16 protein-coding genes and 4 pseudogenes are annotated in these 17,809 nt (G+C 34.2%); 5 read left to right on the plus strand and 15 right to left on the minus strand.

The annotated features are described in order from the left end of the window. Positions 1-1,866 carry an ankyrin repeat domain-containing protein gene (locus tag OPR44_RS04350; protein WP_265014507.1) on the minus strand — a complete coding sequence of 622 codons (1,866 nt, stop codon included), beginning with the start codon at positions 1,864-1,866 and terminating at the stop codon, positions 1-3. 821 nt (positions 1,867-2,687) lie between these two features. On the opposite strand from OPR44_RS04350, the gene OPR44_RS04355 reads away from it, so the two are divergent. The 5 genes from OPR44_RS04355 to OPR44_RS04375 all read left to right on the plus strand — a co-directional run bounded on the left by OPR44_RS04355 (position 2,688) and on the right by OPR44_RS04375 (position 8,898). Further along, positions 2,688-4,052, plus strand: coding sequence for a hypothetical protein (locus OPR44_RS04355; RefSeq protein ID WP_265014508.1), 1,365 nt, complete (start codon positions 2,688-2,690; stop codon positions 4,050-4,052). Between the two features lie 8 nt (positions 4,053-4,060). After that, entirely contained in the window at positions 4,061-4,762 is a 702-nt protein-coding gene (locus tag OPR44_RS04360) for a hypothetical protein (RefSeq protein ID WP_265014509.1), read from the plus strand. 11 nt (positions 4,763-4,773) lie between these two features. Then, complete coding sequence (locus OPR44_RS04365; RefSeq protein ID WP_265014510.1) at positions 4,774-5,988, plus strand: hypothetical protein; 1,215 nt, start codon at positions 4,774-4,776, stop codon at positions 5,986-5,988. After that, a complete protein-coding gene (locus OPR44_RS04370; protein WP_264376949.1) occupies positions 5,930-6,271 on the plus strand; it encodes a hypothetical protein in 342 nt (113 codons plus the stop codon). The genes OPR44_RS04365 and OPR44_RS04370 overlap by 59 nt, the downstream gene beginning before the upstream one ends. A 656-nt stretch (positions 6,272-6,927) precedes the next feature. Beyond that, complete coding sequence (locus OPR44_RS04375; RefSeq protein ID WP_265014511.1) at positions 6,928-8,898, plus strand: ankyrin repeat domain-containing protein; 1,971 nt, start codon at positions 6,928-6,930, stop codon at positions 8,896-8,898. An 18-nt stretch (positions 8,899-8,916) separates the two neighbouring features. Here the strand turns inward: OPR44_RS04375 and OPR44_RS04380 are convergent, their stop codons facing one another. The 14 genes and pseudogenes from OPR44_RS04380 to OPR44_RS04445 all read right to left on the minus strand — a co-directional run bounded on the left by OPR44_RS04380 (position 8,917) and on the right by OPR44_RS04445 (position 17,796). Next, positions 8,917-9,048, minus strand: coding sequence for a hypothetical protein (locus tag OPR44_RS04380; protein WP_264686477.1), 132 nt, complete (start codon positions 9,046-9,048; stop codon positions 8,917-8,919). A 58-nt stretch (positions 9,049-9,106) separates the two neighbouring features. Continuing rightward, a complete protein-coding gene (locus OPR44_RS04385) occupies positions 9,107-10,591 on the minus strand; it encodes a recombinase family protein (protein ID WP_265014512.1) in 1,485 nt (494 codons plus the stop codon). Further along, positions 10,585-11,019: a DUF2924 domain-containing protein gene (locus OPR44_RS04390; protein WP_138265077.1), complete on the minus strand. Its 435-nt coding sequence runs from the start codon at positions 11,017-11,019 to the stop codon at positions 10,585-10,587. Before OPR44_RS04390 ends, OPR44_RS04385 begins: the two co-directional genes overlap by 7 nt. Before the next feature lie 4 nt (positions 11,020-11,023). After that, the gene (locus OPR44_RS04395; RefSeq protein ID WP_138265078.1) at positions 11,024-11,497 is read right to left on the minus strand and encodes an ankyrin repeat domain-containing protein; all 474 of its coding nucleotides are present in this window, start codon (positions 11,495-11,497) and stop codon (positions 11,024-11,026) included. A 38-nt stretch (positions 11,498-11,535) separates the two neighbouring features. Then, entirely contained in the window at positions 11,536-12,243 is a 708-nt protein-coding gene (locus OPR44_RS04400) for an ankyrin repeat domain-containing protein (protein WP_265014513.1), read from the minus strand. 168 nt (positions 12,244-12,411) lie between these two features. Then, positions 12,412-13,571: pseudogene (locus OPR44_RS04405) on the minus strand (phage tail protein). After that, a pseudogene (locus OPR44_RS04410) lies at positions 13,571-14,361 on the minus strand (baseplate assembly protein). Before OPR44_RS04410 ends, OPR44_RS04405 begins: the two co-directional pseudogenes overlap by 1 nt. 2 nt (positions 14,362-14,363) lie before the next feature. Further along, entirely contained in the window at positions 14,364-14,699 is a 336-nt protein-coding gene (locus OPR44_RS04415) for a GPW/gp25 family protein (protein WP_265014514.1), read from the minus strand. Beyond that, a complete protein-coding gene (locus tag OPR44_RS04420; RefSeq protein ID WP_265014515.1) occupies positions 14,696-14,956 on the minus strand; it encodes a PAAR domain-containing protein in 261 nt (86 codons plus the stop codon). The genes OPR44_RS04415 and OPR44_RS04420 overlap by 4 nt, the downstream gene beginning before the upstream one ends. Beyond that, the gene (locus OPR44_RS04425) at positions 14,953-15,417 is read right to left on the minus strand and encodes a phage baseplate assembly protein V (RefSeq protein ID WP_265014516.1); all 465 of its coding nucleotides are present in this window, start codon (positions 15,415-15,417) and stop codon (positions 14,953-14,955) included. Before OPR44_RS04425 ends, OPR44_RS04420 begins: the two co-directional genes overlap by 4 nt. Next, entirely contained in the window at positions 15,404-15,886 is a 483-nt protein-coding gene (locus tag OPR44_RS04430; protein ID WP_265014517.1) for a hypothetical protein, read from the minus strand. The genes OPR44_RS04425 and OPR44_RS04430 overlap by 14 nt, the downstream gene beginning before the upstream one ends. Beyond that, positions 15,883-16,388, minus strand: a pseudogene (locus tag OPR44_RS04435) (phage tail protein). The gene OPR44_RS04430 and the pseudogene OPR44_RS04435 overlap by 4 nt, the downstream one beginning before the upstream one ends. A 1-nt stretch (position 16,389) precedes the next feature. Beyond that, the gene (locus OPR44_RS04440; RefSeq protein WP_262986521.1) at positions 16,390-16,695 is read right to left on the minus strand and encodes a head-tail joining protein; all 306 of its coding nucleotides are present in this window, start codon (positions 16,693-16,695) and stop codon (positions 16,390-16,392) included. Between the two features lie 96 nt (positions 16,696-16,791). After that, positions 16,792-17,796 (minus strand): annotated as a pseudogene (locus OPR44_RS04445) (major capsid protein). Positions 17,797-17,809: the final 13 nt, after the last annotated feature.

Here is a 17,809-nt window from a genome sequence, read left to right on the forward strand (position 1 = left end):
CTAGAAGCTAATGTTTTTTTCTAATTGGTTACTTATCCTTATATCACTCAAATAAGATTCAGGTTTACCGTTTATTTCGCCAGTAGCTTCTGAAAATTGACTTTTCTGTTGATTATTGTTAGTGAAAACTAAAGAGAACTTGAAATTACGTGTCCACTCCGCTTCTTCAATTTCACGTTTTGAACCTATGAAAGGAATTACTTTTGTTGCTTGTACTACTTCTTCTACATTCTTGCTGTTTTTAAGGTTGCCAAGATATTCTCTAGCTGTCATGCTCACTTCTTTTTTATTCAGATGATCTTGGAATTTTTTGCTACTTGAATTCATATCGGCATTGATAAGTAAAGGTACGCCGCCTTCTACATGAATTTTAGTTCCAAAGTCATATAGCTGTACTCTAGATAATTCTCGATCATTAATCTTAATAAGACCAAACTCCTTATCCTGCTCTGCTAGAAGTTGATGCTCTGTTTTTATTTCTTTTGTCAGAACTTGTCTATCTCCATTCGATAATAGCTTATTAGCTCGCTCAATATCAAAGTGTTCAACAAGAAAGCCTTTTTCTCCCATTTCATAGTCAGTACCTTTTTTTACAACTTCTATCAGCTGATCGATGCTTTCTAACCCAGAAACAAACGCCGTATTACTATCAAAATAAGCATAGTTATCCCCTGTTCTATAAACGGCAACTACATGATTACTTGTTACTAAATGAATAGCAAAATCACCAGCTATATAATTTGATAAATCACTCAGTGTTTTGTAGCACTTAGTGTGAATCAAGCTTAAAGGTAGACTATTTCTAGCAGAATCTAGCTGTTGTTCAAAACTGTCAAGTAAATTACTAAAAGCAAAAACTTCTCTTTCTTCTCTTTTAGATATCTGCTTACCCTGTGCTACACGCTCATAAATTTTGGCTGAAGTTTTTAAATTACTCAAAAATGACTTGCTACTCTGTAAAAGTAAAGCTTGAGATAAGCCACGTGTAATTGCAGTACACTTACCATTAATTTTCACATTCCTTGCTTCAAAAGAAGGCAAATAAAGACCTTGTTTTACCAGCTCAATCGATGCATTTTGTAAATTATGTGATACAAATTGTGATAAATGTAAATAGGCTTTCTGTTGTTTCTGATAAGACTGTATTGAACATCCAGAATCGTCATCGTAACCGTACTCCCTTCTCACGTGTTCTGTTCTTTGGTAGTAGTGAAGGGATCCAGGTTGTGCTCCTCCCGCTGCTGTTTCTAATCTTCTCCGTCGCTCTACATCATATTCAGATGGTTCTGTTGTTGCAGCATCTGCCACAGCTTGCACTGCTCCTACTGCCACCTCTCCCACAGCTACTGCCGCGTCTATCGCAAGCCCTGCTACTCCTGCTGCCGTTACTAATGCCACCGTTCCCGCAACTTCTGCTGTTCCTACTGCCACCTCTCCCGCATATGTAGCAACTTCATTTAAAGAATAATCATTTTCATAAAGTAATTTCTCAACACTTGAATGATTTCTCTCTCTGGCAAGGTCAATTGTTTTTTTACCATCCTTATCTTCAGCATACACATCAGCTCCTTTATTAATTAGAAGTTCTGCAACTCCCAGGTTATTCTCTCTGGCAACCAAATGTAATGCTGTCATGCCATCATTATTTTTTACTTCAGTATTTGGACCATGATCTAATAATACCTCTGCTGCATTTACTCTTCCATATTCAGCAGCCCACATCAATGACGTATCACCTTCTGTATCCTTAGCATCAATATACTGGTTCTGCGTTTCTTCGATTTTATTTAAAACTAATTTTATTACTTCTTCATTATTACCACTAACTGCTGAATGTAATATTGTATGATGACTGTTCCTTGCCAATACATTAGCTCCTTAATTAAGACATCTTTGCACTCTATCAAGATTGCCTTGCTCTACAGCATCGAATAATTTTCTATCAATTCCTCCATAAACCCTCCAAAGTTGCTACTAAATTATGTAAAATACATTATCTATAGCATGGATATTTTTAGCATACAATAACTTTTTTCTCATAAAAAACTAACCGTTACAGATGTTACAGCTATATGCAATTATTTTAGAAAGAAGTTTCTTTTTGGTTTCAAAGATTTTGTCTGTTCAGAACTCTTAAGATAAATTGCTACTAATTTAGCAGCATATAATGTTAAAAACTTAAGTAATATGTCCATTTCTAGCCTTCAAAACCAAGAAGCGTGAGAACTGTTTTTCTTGGGATGCGTTGATCTACCACTCAATACATACGAACTTTTTAATATAGTGATTTCATTATACGCTAAAACTAGCCATATTAGCCCATTTGATCCATATCTACATACGAACTGTTTTACCTAAGCTTATTAAAATAATTTAAATCTTCTATTTTTATAACCTTATTTTTACGCGGCTTGTTCTCACAAATATACGACCCTTTTTGCAATCTTAGGAAGAGTCAATAATTCAAATTTTTGTGGCACTAAAATAGGAATTTCTTTAGTTACAGCAAGGTCTATTTTTCCGTAAGTAAAAGTGTTTTACAATTAATTATTAGAATGAAAATATCATACTTGGCTCTCAAGAAATTTCCTCTTGTGCAGTGGTAAGGTTTGGAGAAAAAGATTGGCTTGGCAACGATAATTTACTAGACTAAAGTTTATATTAAAATACAAAATGGAGTTGCGGGTATGGAATCTGGTTTGGATCACAATTACAATAAAATACTTGATATATTAAAAGGTGCTATTAAAGGCGACGATAATCAAGTTAAAGCGAGAAAACACCTTAGAGTAGAAAGATGGCTAAGGGTTTATATTCAATTAATTGAAGATTTCGATGAGGGAAAATTAAAATTTTTCTCTGATATATTCTCTGATAATTCTTGTTGGGATGGAATAAAATTAAAAAATAAAGCTGTTGGTGAAAGGCTAACTGAAGAAAAAAATAAAAATGGAAAAGAAAATCCGCTTGATCTTGCAGATAGATATTACTTGGCATGTAAATATTGTCTAGAAGATAAGATTCCTGGATTGTTTGAACAAGTATTTATGAGATTTAAGAGAAGTGCCTTTGAAGAGGATGGATCTGATGATGATCTGAGAAGAGAATTATTGGAAAATATCGAAGAAACTAGCCCTATAGAAGCTTTCTGGTCTTTTCTTATTGATAAGCAGATTGGAAAACTAAACGAATATAAATCAGTTGAAGGTTTGCAAAAATCCATACAGATAAATTCTAATAAAAACTGGGAAGAAGGTATAGAGTTCTTCTATAATAAATTGCACAATGATTCCAGTATTTCTAGTCAAGATAAAAATAATTTGTTAATTGAAGCAGCTTTATCTGCAGTAAAGGGTTACAAAGAAGTAGAAACCATAGAGTTTTGCCTGTCTAAAATGGATGATGAACAAAAGAAAAAATTACTAAATAGAGATTATAAGGAAAATACTTATTATGCAGTATTAAGTGAACTGATCGATGAATACTGCTTTGACTCTTTTAAGAATTTATTTAACTTACTTGAATCTAATGGTCTTTCGTTCGAGCAGTATGGGGTTATCCTATCATCATTATCAAAAAAGATGCTTCTAAATTCAGATTTAGCTGAGCAAACTAGAGAAACTATTATGTATGCTTGGAAACATAAAAATTTTGAAGAGTGTAGAAAGTCTGTATTTAAGGACTACTCTTTTATTGTAATGGTAACGAATTTAATAGCAGAATTAAGAAAGGAAAGTCCAAGTAATGAAAATAGAAAGAAGGAAATATCAGGAATATTGGAGTGTGTTGAACATACACAAGTTAAAGAAATGCAGGATTCTTTAATAAATAGAATGAGTGCAGTGCATGGAATTGGTGAAGAGCAATTTACTCAAGATCAACAGCTGATAGAACAGCTCTTTTCTGAACTAGATAAGTCCTTTAAGCACAAAAAAGAGGATCCAGTTGTTCAAGGTAATGATGGGGCTGGTGAACCATCTGGTTTACCACAATCAAGTTTTAGCCTGACTGATACCCCGTATAACGTAAAATCTTCAAGCCATAGCAAATAGGAGATTATATGCCAAATATTACAAAGCCACTTGAATTGGTGCAGCTTCTATTGATAGAAAATACATCAAGGGAAGAGTTTTTAGATTTTCAAAAAAGGTTTCAGTCATTTATTGATCAGTCTCCTTCTTTCTTACACTCAGTTGGAAAGGAAGGCTTTTTCCCTAGTTTCTTCTTTGGCGCTTTTGCCACTTTGTTGGATTCAGATCTTGCTGACTTTGAAGATGTTAAGGTTAAGGAAATTCACTTTCGTTTTGATGATCATGGTACTTTAAAGCTAGCTGTATTAACTGAAGATTCTAAGGCAATAAGTGAAAAATTAATCTATATTGCAGTATCCGATAAAAAGAATCATAAACCAAAATTTGATCCAGAAGAATTGGCAAATATACATTCAAGATATGAAAATCTCAGAGAAACTATATATAGTATAACAATTAAAAAGGAAAGAAAGGTTGCTTGTGACGTGACGGAAAATCCCAAAGTAGGTCCTTATGATTCAGAACAGGCAAAAAAATTTACTTTAATAAAAAGCAAAAAAGAAAACTTAAAAGATTTAATTGGAGGGTTAGCAAATAAAAGCCATGAGCAGGTCATGAATACAACTGAAAAAGTGCTGAAATATATTACTGATGTCTACAATGAATATAAAGGTGATAAAGGAGTTAAAAAACAATTTGAAGGAAAGAATCAAGTTACCATGGCTTTTTAGCGGGATTCTTAATGAATTTTAAATATCGTTTTCACCTAAAACTTTATCTCGAATTATTTGCTGGAAAAGGTTATGCAGACATTATTTTACTTGTACGTGGTTCTGATAAGTCGCTAAGCTCTATTCCCATGATTATTGAGCTTAAAGCAAAAACAGATGAAAAGAGTACAGCACAAAAAGCAATAGAGCAAGCGCAAGATTATGTTAAAGGCTACTTTTTCAACTCCATTAGAATGGTTACTACAGCTAATAAAGCAGTTTGTGTAGGGTTAAATTTTGAAATGAACCACCATCCTAAATATTTACTTTTTGCACAGCAATTCTTGAACAGAAAAGGTAATTCTGTAATAGAAAAGTTACTTGGCACTGAAGCAGCGAATGCTGAGGTGATAAGAACACAGCTAGAGTATCTTTACTATGGAATTGTTTGGAGCAATGGTGGAAGTGATAATATTAATTATGTCAGCAGAATGATCTTAGGTCAGCTAGTACTTATTTCTAATATTATTAAGCGTGAAAAGTTAGGTAAACATATTTTTATTTATGATCAAAATGATAAAATGGTTACTGGATCACAGAAACGCCCAGAAGCAGCAAAAGAAAGTATTGAGGATTGTGTTACAACTATAGTGCTAACTTTAGGTAAGAAGGTGCTTATACTCAACATAAATGAAAAAAATGAATTTGCATTGAGAGTGCCAGATAACAAAGGAATTCCTATTGAAAATATTAGGGGAATTCAAAACGTCAATGACATAAAGATACAAGAAATAACCTGTAACTTATACAGTACACCTAGTAATAAGAATCCATTTGATCAGTACTGTAATAAGAATAAGGGAATTACAGTAAATACGTATGACTCATTGGACAAATACAAAAGAGGTAAAGAAATTTTACAAGGTAATTTTACTCGAATTGTGGAAAATAAAAAATTTAAAGCAGCTTTGAGCAAAGCTATAGAATCTGGTAAATATGATGATTACAAAAAACTATTTGAAGAAATTTCTCATATACTACATCCTTTCAAATCATTAATAAGCAATGAGGCTACATTTCAAGCTGTATTGCATGGTTTATTTAGTAGCTACGGAGAAGATAATATAAAAGTTATTACTGAATTTCAAATAGGTGGTGGAGAGAAGTTGGATGTTATGTTGGTTATAAATGCTACTGATCAAAAAAAAAGAATACCCCCCAGTTGGAATAGAGCTAAAATTTGCTAAGAAAGGAGAATTGGATAAAAAAGAAAAAGATGCTAAGGACCAGTTAAAAAGATATAAAGAAGGTGAAGCGTATAAGGTAATTACTGATGCTGGCAAAGTGAAACTGATATATGCTGTTTTTAATAAAGGTGCAACAGATGAAGGTTCCCTTATAAAAATTGGTAATGAGTTTGTAGAGGTAGATGTAAGACATAGCTCTGTGGTTGCTTTTGGTCAACAGCCAGGTAGTCTCCAACAACCTTATGTTCAACAAGCAGGTCTATCTCGAGCAGTTAATCAGTGATCTAGTCTTAAGAAATAGTCATCTTAAGTAGGTTATGCTGTCGAGAAGTTTTGTGACAAAGTTATAGAAGGAAAACAAAATGATCCTGATACGAGTACATGGAGTGCTGTTAAAAGTTCGTTTTCCGATACATTTATTACTAAGCATAATATGAATTACATTTATAGTAATCAATCTCCAGTGAATTCCTTAGATAGCTAAGAGCTAAAAGTATGTATTGTGTAAATAGTTACCAAGGCTGGAAGGTTTTGAACTTTTTTTCACAACACTGATGTTCTTGCTAAAATATTTTTGAAAAAGTTAGTTGACTTATAAATAATTCTCTACTAATACTGGCATGTGTTTGTTTATTCTGCTGAAGTGGCTCCGCAGGTTACTGTATAAGCTTCAGCAGTTTTTGCACTCCTTTAAAGCATAATCCATCATGCTCTTATAGTAGTGATATCAAATATAGGTCTTAACCATGTTAATTTATAGTAAAATTAGCTCAAATTTGGAGTCATAAGCAACTTTTAACCTATCTACATACTCCATTGTTACTCACCATAAAAACTTAACAAAAGCTTAACGACATAAGTAGTAAAAAGATTATGGTTATTGACTTAATGTTACATATCGCATACAATATATTATATATATTAGCTTAAGGGGTAAGTATGGGTGAATCTAACGGGATAGTAAAATCTATCATCAATCTACTAAAACCAAAATCCAAACCAGAACCATCTGATTTTGAATATGAATCCATTATAGAACATTTATCATCTAAAGAGCATTTATTAAATGAACTGATGAATGATATGTGGTACTCAGGAGATTTACCATCAGTTAGAAACTATAATGAACCATCATCTTTAATAGATAGCAAACTTGCACTAAGAGAACAGGTTTGTATTTGGTCTGCTCTTGAGTATGATCTCACTCCAAATCAAAAGAAATTAAATGAAGAGTTATTCAAAACCCTAGAATGTTTAACTTCTTACTATAGCTCATTTGATAATACTGAATCTCTTAAGAAGTTTTTACATGATAATAAAAATAATAAAGATTTAAAAGTAATTCTTAATCTCAAAAGAGGAACATCTGAGTCAACAGTACTACATGCGATTGCAGGAGCAAAGATTGATGAGGTCTGTCCCCTAGGAAATCGTGCTATAGATCTACTTTTAGATGCAGGTTCAGATCCTAATATAAAGAATAATGCAGGAAAGACACCATTACACCTTGCTGTTGCTATAGGGTATGGATATAGCATAGACTCTCTTCTCTCTAAAGGTGCTAACCCTAGTATAGTAGATAGAAAAGGAAGAACTCCGCAACAAATAGCAGTTAATAATCATCGCTACGACATTGAAGTGTTCTTTTTAACTGATAAACAGAAAGAGTTGATGAGAGAATTGTATAACTTAGATAGATTTGATTTAGACTACACTAAAAATTTAAAGAAGTTTTTAAGTAAGCATGAAGGAGACTTAGATTTAAAAGTGGTACTGAACATTCGTAACGCAAGAGGTGAATCAGAATTGTTTTCACATCTTGATGATTGTTGGGACAATGAAGATGGTATGAAAGAAGCAAAAAAGATCTTGCTAAAGATGGGAGCATTAGATTATCGTGTAAATATTGATTATCCTAGCAAAAAGAAAGAACAGATCAGCACTCTACTTGTTAAATTAACTTTACAGCAGAAGGAAGAGCTGCGTAAGTCTTTTTTTGATAAGGTATTTTATGCTCAAAACATGGTTGAACTTGAAAAGATTGTAAACGATGCTATAAAGTCTGGTGTACGATTAAACTATTCTCTTTCACAAGATTTCTTTTCAGGTAATGAGTACACTTTTACCGATTATGTGATGAAAAAAATCAGTGAGTTGGAAAAAAATCCTAAAGTTGCTAGTAGTATAATATGTCAATTAGTATCAAAAGGGGCAGTGTTTGGTAATACAGTTGATGCTAACACACTGACATCAGAATTTAAAGAGCATAAAACTAACCTAAAAAAAGCTTATAGAGATTATATTAGCAATTCTCATAAATTTATTGAAATCGCAAAAAGTGCAACCAATAGCGAGCTAAAAGATGCAAGAGTAGACAACTCCGTTTTTTACTTAGAATATTCTAAAGATAGTAAAATAGACATTATAAAGATAACAGATGGGGTAAGGGATTTAGGTCTAACCGATGGAGATGTAAAGTGTGGAAGAAATATAGTAAAAATCGGTAAAAGTGAAGTAGAAATTAAAATTGAAGATGGCATAAGGAATTACACAGATCTTACAGAAGGTAGCAGTATAGTATTAACTTTCTATACTAGTTTAGGAGAATTAGAAGTTAGGTTATATCCTGATGAGAAAAATGAAAATTGGATAAAAGTAGAGGTGAGTGAAGAAGGCCTACTTCTACTCGATGAAATAGAAGATTGCAATGAAGGAATAGAAAATTATGAAAAAATAGGGCAAAATTGCTTATTGGGAGGTTTATCAGTTATTGAAGCCATAGACCGAGGTGTTTTTGCTAGATCTGGTGGATTAATTCGTCCTGAAGTAATAAGCGAGTCTAACAACAAATGGACAGAACGTGAAGAGTTAAGAAGGACTTCTGATCCTAGGAGAGAAGTTTCTAGGTAGATTAATTTGCTAAAAAAGTTAAAGATTATTATTTAAATATAAACTTCTATAATTTATAGATTTTGGATCATTTTCTACCACTGTTGCATCCAGTATGCTAGAATCTTCATTGTTTATATTGATATTTTCATATAATTGATTCTGTAACATTGATTTACTTTTCTATATCAATCTCAACATCTTTTGGCATGGCCCTTTTCTGTTGCTTTTATAAATCAAGACCGTAGAATTTCTCCAATTGCTCACTCCACAGCATCGGTATTTCCCTCAAGTTAGCTAACTTCAAACTCCTTGGCTGCCTCCCATTTACTATGTCTTCTTTAATCTTTGGTGCTAAATAGTTCAATCTCAAAATTTGCTGTATACGTCTTGTACCTATATTAATTTTGGCACTCAGCTCTTTCACACTTTCGTATTTTCTCTCTTCTAGTTGCCGTTTCCACAGATGGGCTCTTACCACTGCTTTCAGTAATGCATTGTTTGTTTTCCCCTCTGGCTCTACTACTGTGCATTTATTTCCTTTCTTCTTTATTGATATAAATTTTTCCTCCGATTCAGAATACACCTCTATTCCATCCTCTCTCACCAATACTGCTTTTATTAACTTTTTCACTGCTTCTTTCTGTTTTCCAAAGCTTAAATTTTTCCACTCTTCCACTTTTTCTTCCCAATTTTCATACAGGCGCTCAGCTCTCTTCATTACTTCTTTTTCTACTTCTCCTGCTATTACATTTCGGGTTTCTGATTCACAACTTTTTCCCCTTAAATGATTATTGCATACGTAATATCTATACCTTTTATTCTCTTTTTTTGCGTACGTCAGCGTCATATTTGCATTACAGCTCTTGCACTTAATTATTCCCTTTAGCAATGCTTCCTCGTATTTCGCCTTTCTATATGGTTGATTCTTTATCAATTCCTGCGCTTTTTGCCATTTTTCCTCTTTTATTATTGCTTCATGCTTTCCCTCATACTCTTTCTCATAATGTCTTATCTTTCCCATATATATCGGATTTGTTATTATTCTTCTCACCGTTGCTTTTTTAAAGATATCTGATTTTGTTCTATAACCTTCTCTATTTAACTCCCTTGCCAATTCTGCCATTGATTTTAGCTCCAAATATCTTTCAAATATATGCTTCACTGTCCTTGCTTCTTTTTCATTTATTATTAATTCTTTATCTTTTACATCATATCCAAGCGGCAAAGTTCCCCCCATCCACAATCCCTGCTCCTTTGATGTTGCTATTTTATTTTTTACCCTTTCTACGATCATTTCTCTTTCTAGCTGTGCTGCTCCTGACAATACCGTTTGTACAAACTTTCCCATTGGCGTATTATTATCAAATATCTGCGTTACTGCTATAAAATTTACTCTATGCCTTCTAAAAAATGATGTCACTTCTATACTATCTTTTGTTTCCCTTGATAACCTGTCTAGCGTATATACTACTACACAATCTACTTCTCCTTTTTTTACATCTTCAAACAACTCCTTTATCGCTGGTCTTTCTAAATTCTTTCCTGAGAAACCTCCATCATCGTACCTTTTTGCCAATGCTACCCAACTCTCTCTGCTCTTTATGTATTTTTCACATGCTACACGTTGCGCATCAAGACTATTAAATTTTTGTTCTAGACCATCTTCATTTGACTTCCTAGTATATATCGCACATCTTACCTCTTTCAGCATTCTTTCTCCTTATCTCTCATTCCAAATAGAAGCGGCCCATTGTAACTCATTCCCATTATTTTTCCGGCTACTGCTGACAATGACGTAAAAAATTCTTCTCTGTAGATTAAACCCTTATCTGTTACCATTACCGCATGCATCTCTTCTCCTCTCTCTAATATTAGCTCTGTTCCTGCTACTGGAAGTTTGTCACTACTTATTCTTTTTCCCTTCTCTAGTCGATCTGCTAGATACTCTAGTCTTTTTGCTCCTTTTCTTGACATTTTTCCATACGCTTCCTCCTGCATTCTATAAGCTAATCTCGGTATCAGATATTTCTTTGAGTATCTAGGCGCCTCTTCCCCATATACCTTCTTCCATATTTTTCTCAGTTCACCCAAAGGTTTTTTCTCTAAATTCATTACTTTCTTTTCTATTTCTTCCTCCATATTTTTAGCCTTTCATAAATAACTTTTCAATTCTGTCTGTTTCTTTCTTTAATACCTCGGTTATCTTTTTGCTATTTTTCGCATAATCCATCGCTGTCATTCCAAATTTATCCGCTTGCTCTATTTCTCCTCCAGCTTTCACTAGCTCCTCCACTATTTCTTTTTCACCTACCATGCACGCAAGGTGTAGAGGTATGCATTTATTTCCATATTCCTCAGCATTTACATCTGCTCCTGATTTTATCAATTCCCTCACGATTTCTAGACGTTTCTCCGTTACCGCTAGGTGCAGTGCTGTATATCCTCTTGCATCTGCTGCATTCACATTCGCTCCTTTTTCGACTAATAACTTCACTGTTTTTGCTTCTACTGCATAATGCAGAGCTGTTCTTTCCTTTTCGTCTCTTGCATAAATACTTTTAAATGAGTTCTCTAATAATTCTTTTGCTGACTTATTAAATTTGCCAAGCTTTAACATAATCCACCTCACCTTTTCTTAAAATTTAAATCCCTCTTTTAAGCATTCCTTTTCGCTACCTCATCTATCATTTCGTTCACTTGGTTCATTATTTTGCTTGCTAAATTTTGACATTCTTTCTTTATTAGCGATTTGTCTCTCTTCCTTATTTCTTCTATCTCTATTATTTTTAACTCTGGTAAATAACTCCCATTCAACATGTCTGCTATTTCTCCCACTAGCCTCTCTATTCCATAGCACGTCAGTTCTCTACTTTTTGTTACTCCACCTTTTTCTCTCAAAAATTTACTCGCCTTTTCACTCTCTTTGCTATCACACAGAGAATACTTTTCACTTTCCCAAATGTAATACATTGGTGTTGCACCATATTTATTAAGTTGATTAACCTCAGCTCCTGCTTTTACTAGCTCTTTTATTATTTCAACTTTCGCTGCTATCTTGCATGCAGAGTGCAGTGGCGTACATCCGCTAATGTATTGAGTGGCGTTTACTTCTGCTCCTTCTCTTAGCAGCACTTTTACATTTTCTAAACTTTTTGCGAATACTGCACAGTGCAGAGGTGTATAACCATTTTTGTCTCTTGCATTAACCTCTGCTCCTTTCTTTATTAAGAACCTCACTGTTTTGTAATCGGAGATTTCTACTGCTTGATGCAAGATCGTCTCTCCTTCTTCATTTCTTTTATTAATGTTTTTAAACCCGTTACTTGATACTTCTTTAAAAAACTTACTCTTGCTAAAACTCATTTCATACCTCACAAAATTAGCTTTTCTAGCGCCAGATAAATTTCTTATATTTACCTGCTGCTATTCAAGTCATGTCCTTTTTGGCATGAGAAAGCAAGTCCTTTTCTTTTTATTTCATATATTTTAACCTATTATTCATATAATATATGAGGATCTAAATATAAGTATTTAACTTATTACACATATTGCTTGACTATTTTTCCAACTTCTGTGCAAATGTCTATGTTCGTGCCACTTCAGTACTCCAAGGTAAAATACTAAAATGTGCTTTTCTAATTCGTGTATTGAGTCTTTTTGCTCTGAATCTAAGTTGTTTTTATAGTAAACGTTGTGTTCTGCTAAACCGTATCTTATGATCTTCTGATCGGTGTAATTTTCTACTTTGTAATCATGTATAATGCTGAATCTTTCTAAAATTGGCTTGTGTTTTAAATTCCAACGTTGCCCTGAAAGTTTATCGTTTCCCAATACAAATTTATTTCCTTCTTCTTCTATGCTACCAACCGGAAAGCACGCATTTGTTTCTCCTAAGTTCCAACTGTCCGATAATATAACTTGCGCTTTCGCAAACTTAATTGCCGGTAATAAGCTCTGTGGTAGCGGATATAGCGCTTTTAAGTTGTACCACAAATGATCTCTTTCATAGATGCCTTTATAATCCCTTGTGTGAGGCTCGGTTTCTCCAAGGATTGCTACATCTAGGCGATATATATCATTGCTTAAAGCTCGTTCATAATGATCGCGTAGATAGTTTTCTATAATCCTAATAACTGGACCACTAGACCTGAAAAATTTACTCTTCCAAATGATAACACTGGTCCATCTTTTTCTATTTTTACCCCTGAATAATCAGAAAGAAGATCTCCAAATAAACTCTCATCCAATATAAATCTCTGCACATTATAATTATCGTTAAAAATCCTCATCAATCTGGATCTTACAGGCAGTGATAGTTTTGCCAGCTCTACTACTGCATCTACGAAGAAGTCATTTGCTACCTCTTTTATCCCTACTTGCAACTCAAAAAAGTGTTTACCGGGTGGTTCTTCGATGATTGTAATGTCTTCTATATTTGCCCACTTGAGTGCTATTTTAAGTGATTTAGGTGTTCCTCGCAGTCTTTGAAATTTTACTCCTTCTACTACTGCTTTTCTTCTATCTTTTACCCAGCGTAGTATTTCTTCTAAACCATATTCTTCTATTATCCACGGCAATGTTTCTTCTTCCAATCTAAATCTAAATCCTCTAATATAGCTTGGATCTACTTTATAATCTATCGCATCTACTAGCGCTTTTTCCTGTTTTGTTGCATTTGGTGGCAGTAACATTAATTCAACTCAATCTTTAAATTTCGCAAATTTGCACATTCATTTCCTAGCACTACAACATCTTCTTTTGGCTCGATTAATTCCACATTTTCTACACCATCTACAAATAGATTCGCTATTATCCATGATCTTGTCACACTCCATCCCAGCCTTCTATTTGCTTCAAACTTCTCAATAAAATGCTTCTTGATTTCCTCCTTTGATATTATAGGACTTATACTCATTCTGCTGTGAATATCTATTTCCGTAATATTGCAACCTATCACTGTTACTGTATCTGTTAAAACCCTTATATCATCTCTAGTAACTTGCTTTCTTACAACTTCAAGTAGCTCTTCTGGCAGTGTGGATAATTGTGTTGATAAAATCGAGATCTGTACTTTCCCTGGTATAGGTGATTCTACTAGTGCATCTTTTACTCTACTATCTGCTGACAGTGCATGATATTTATAATATTCCTTACTTCCTCCTGTTGACCAACCTGCTATTTTTGCTTTTACCCTCTTTCTAAATCTTTCATCCTCTTCTTCTTTTCTCTCTCTACTCCATAAAATTCAGCCAAATTATCAAGATCTTCTCCCCTTGCAAATTTCAGTAAATTACTCTTTACTGCTTCGTTCATCCTTTGTCTGAGCAAAAGTTCTCGCCAGGCTGCTACCTCCAGAATCTTTATCGCTGGATCGGATTCTACTAACGCTGAAAAGGTTTCATCTCTACACACTAACTCCTCCTTCATTCTGGAAAAGATTTCCTCATAGCTTAGTTTTTTAATAATATTAGATGTCTGCATTTCTAAACAACTATTCCACTAATACCTATGAATTTGCCTTCTGAAAGATACATACCTTCAAGCACAAGAGTCATTTTTCCTTCTTTAGCTTCAGCAATCTTTACTTTTTCTAACTTAAATCTCTTTTCCCATTTTTCCAGTGCTTCTGCTGTTGCTGCATAGATTTCCAAAGTTAAATCTCTATTTATTGGCTTATCCACCAACTCAAATAATCTCGACCCATAATCCCTTCTCATGATCCTACTGTTAACAGGAGTGGTCAGTATATCAATTATTGATTGCTTTAAGTGTTCTAAACCCTCTAGTTCTTTACCTGTTTCTTTGCTCATTCCCTTCATACTGGCTCTGTAAAAACATCAGAACTCCCTCTAATTACTTTAAACCCACATGAAACTATATCTTCTACTCTTCCTATACCAAGACCATTTGCAAACACTGTTTTTGATCCTTGAATCATTACTTTTCCTTCACTAAAACTGTCTCCTTGTCTACATATTGACTTACCGTTTACAAAAACATTATTACTTCCGCTAATGCAGAAATGTGGTATAGCTTCTCCACAGTAGTCTCCTAACCTCACTATTCCTTTGTTCAATTTAAGTCGATCCTTTCTGCTTTCAGTTTTATTCCACTTTTTGTCATTTCTATACTTGATCCCCCAGCCTTCAGTGTTATTTTGTCCACTACTTCAATCTCTAAATGATGTTTTTCCTTATCATATGTAAACTTCGTCCCATCTTGAAATTTTACACTATTTATTTCTTTTTTATTCTCTGGTACATGGTATTTTTCCTGATATATTCCTGCTAACACCACCCCTAATGATAGTTCACCAAGAGGAGAAAATACCACAACTTGTTCATCGATATCTGGCGGAGACCAATCTCTATCTTTTCCTGCTTTGCTTGTTATCCATGGCAACCAATCTGTTAAAAATTCTCCTATTTTCACTCTTACTTTTGCTTTTTCATAATCTATTTCTTTTACAACTCCTATACGAATCATATTCGCTACTTTTCTCTGTAACTCTGCAATGGCAAAATTATTTTCCAACATGCATTTCTCCCACTTCTATTTTATGTGGCTTAATTTTCCCCTCTTCCCATACTGATTTACCTAAATGAAGCTGATGACTCCAATCAACCATCCACACTAAATATGCATCTAATTCTGGTCTAAATCCGTCAATTTCCGCAGATATAAATTCTCCTGGTGAAACATTTTTCACATTCCAAGTATTTTTATTTACTACTTTCGCAACTTCGCTAGCTAATGATCTAACAATAATAGCTGCATTTTCTATTGTGCTATCAATCACAATTCGTGCTTCAAATCTTGCTTTCATGGCTAATTCCTCAGTACCTGCATCTTTACCTGGTTCTAAACTTGCTAATTCTACAAACACCGCTGGCGCTAATAATTCTTTTCTTATCGATGGATAAATTTCACATGTCTGTATAGACGGTATTTCTTCCTTCAGTGTGCTGCAAATTGTTTGATGTAAATCTGTCCAGAACTTTGTCATATCTTTAAAATATAGTTTAGCTCATGCTTAAAGTATTTCTCAAACTCTCTCTCACTCTCATAATTAACAAGGTCTTTTATTATTCTTGAGCCTTCTGGTTCCAGCGGTAGTTTTACTTCCTTTATTGGCAATGCTGCTCTTCCTTCACGTTTAAAAATACCGCTATTTCCTTTTGGCATAACTGCTGCAAATCCTCCTATAAACTCATGCTTTCCTACTTTCGATCCTCTTCTTGTTTTTTGTATTTTGCCAATTGTCGATGCTCTAATGTCGTAGAGATTTGCTCTAATTAACACTTCTAATCTGCTAGTTTTTGCCTTAAAAATTCTTAATCTCTTTCTTATCAAACTTAATTTTATCTTCTTTTCCTCACTAATTTCTTTTGCTGTCTTCAATTTTAGCCATAGTGCTGTTCTGTTTAACGCTCTCACTATTGCTAATTCTATTTTTTTCTTTTAGCATTTACACTTTCTATTACCTCAACTTCTATATGAACAGACATTTTACACCCCAGACGCTTTTATTTTCCACGTTATTCCAGACTTGTCTCTAAGTGGCGGTGAGTGTACTTTATATCTTCGATCACCTATAACAAAAACATCTCCCACTATTGGCTTTAACACATCAAACGCACTTACTTCTAACGCTAAAGTTTCTTCCACAAATTGTCCTTCACCAATCTCGTATAATTTATCTGGCTGTTGCTTTAATACTTGTACCATGTATGACTTATCCTTTGATTTATACAAAGCTACTTCTCCTAAATGGGCAAAACAATCTTCTAATAATCGCTTAATATTCTCTTGCATATTTCTTTTTGATATACTAACCTTTACATGCTAAGAAAGCGCATATCGGTAGAGTCGTTCTGTGCCTCACCACCTTGTAGTTACTCTACCAGTATGTTATGCTATAGCGACTTTTACTAATACGCCAGGTCTATGGCACATTGGCAATGGATTTGACTGCGTATGTAAATCTGTTCCTCTATCAAATCTTCTTGGTTCTTGTTTTGCATATAATGGCTGTCCAAGAGTATTTACCGTCTCATTAAAGTCTGCTGGTGCAAAATATGTTGTAAATGTGCTTGCTGTACCAAGTGGAAAACAGTGTCCTGTATCTCTTTCTATAAATCTTCTTACGGTTCCTTCAGGATCAGTTGCTTGTCCTCTGTACTCCTCAAATGTTATGCCACAGAACGTAAACCCTGACCTCATATCATTCCTTAGCGCTGCTCCTTCTTACCATCTTTCATATGCTTCTTTTACTTTAGCATGAGAAGTGAGTGCATCAAAAAACTCAGGGCTTACCAGTGCATGAATCCCGGTCATATATTCACCACTTAAGTTGTCTTCAATATGCCGCAATACTTCCAGACACTTACGTTTTACATCAGTTGTTGCTGTTCCCAGGGCAAAATTTACTACTTTTGGTGTTATTTCAAATTCGTTGTACAGATTTAATAATTCTGACCCATCAGCATCTAAAATTATTCCTTTGAGCGCTCCCATTCGCAAATGCTCTAATGTTATTGCATGTTTGTTTCTCATTAGCTGCAAATGATCAGTTATTACATCTGCAAGCGCTTTAAGTTCACTCTCTGATCCAAATGCCCTTATTCCTTGTACTTCTTCTGGCAGCACTACATCATCATGCGGAATGTGCGGAATCGTAAATGTTCTTACCTTTCTTTTTCCTCTTTTTCCTACTGTTGCTGGTGCTCCGGGTACTTGCGTTGGTAGTAAACTTAACACTCCGTTGTGTTCTTCTATCGTAATATGTCTAAATCTTACTGACCTACTTGGAAACAAATTTAAATTTTCAACTCGTCCATAATTTATCGGCAATATATTTATCGCATTTGTTAGTGCCGTCATGCTAAATGCTGTATTCGTAAATGGATTTTGCATTCTTTTTCCCCTT

Origin of the sequence: Wolbachia endosymbiont (group B) of Camptogramma bilineatum (genome assembly GCF_947251825.1) — a bacterium.
Classification (GTDB): domain Bacteria; phylum Pseudomonadota; class Alphaproteobacteria; order Rickettsiales; family Anaplasmataceae; genus Wolbachia.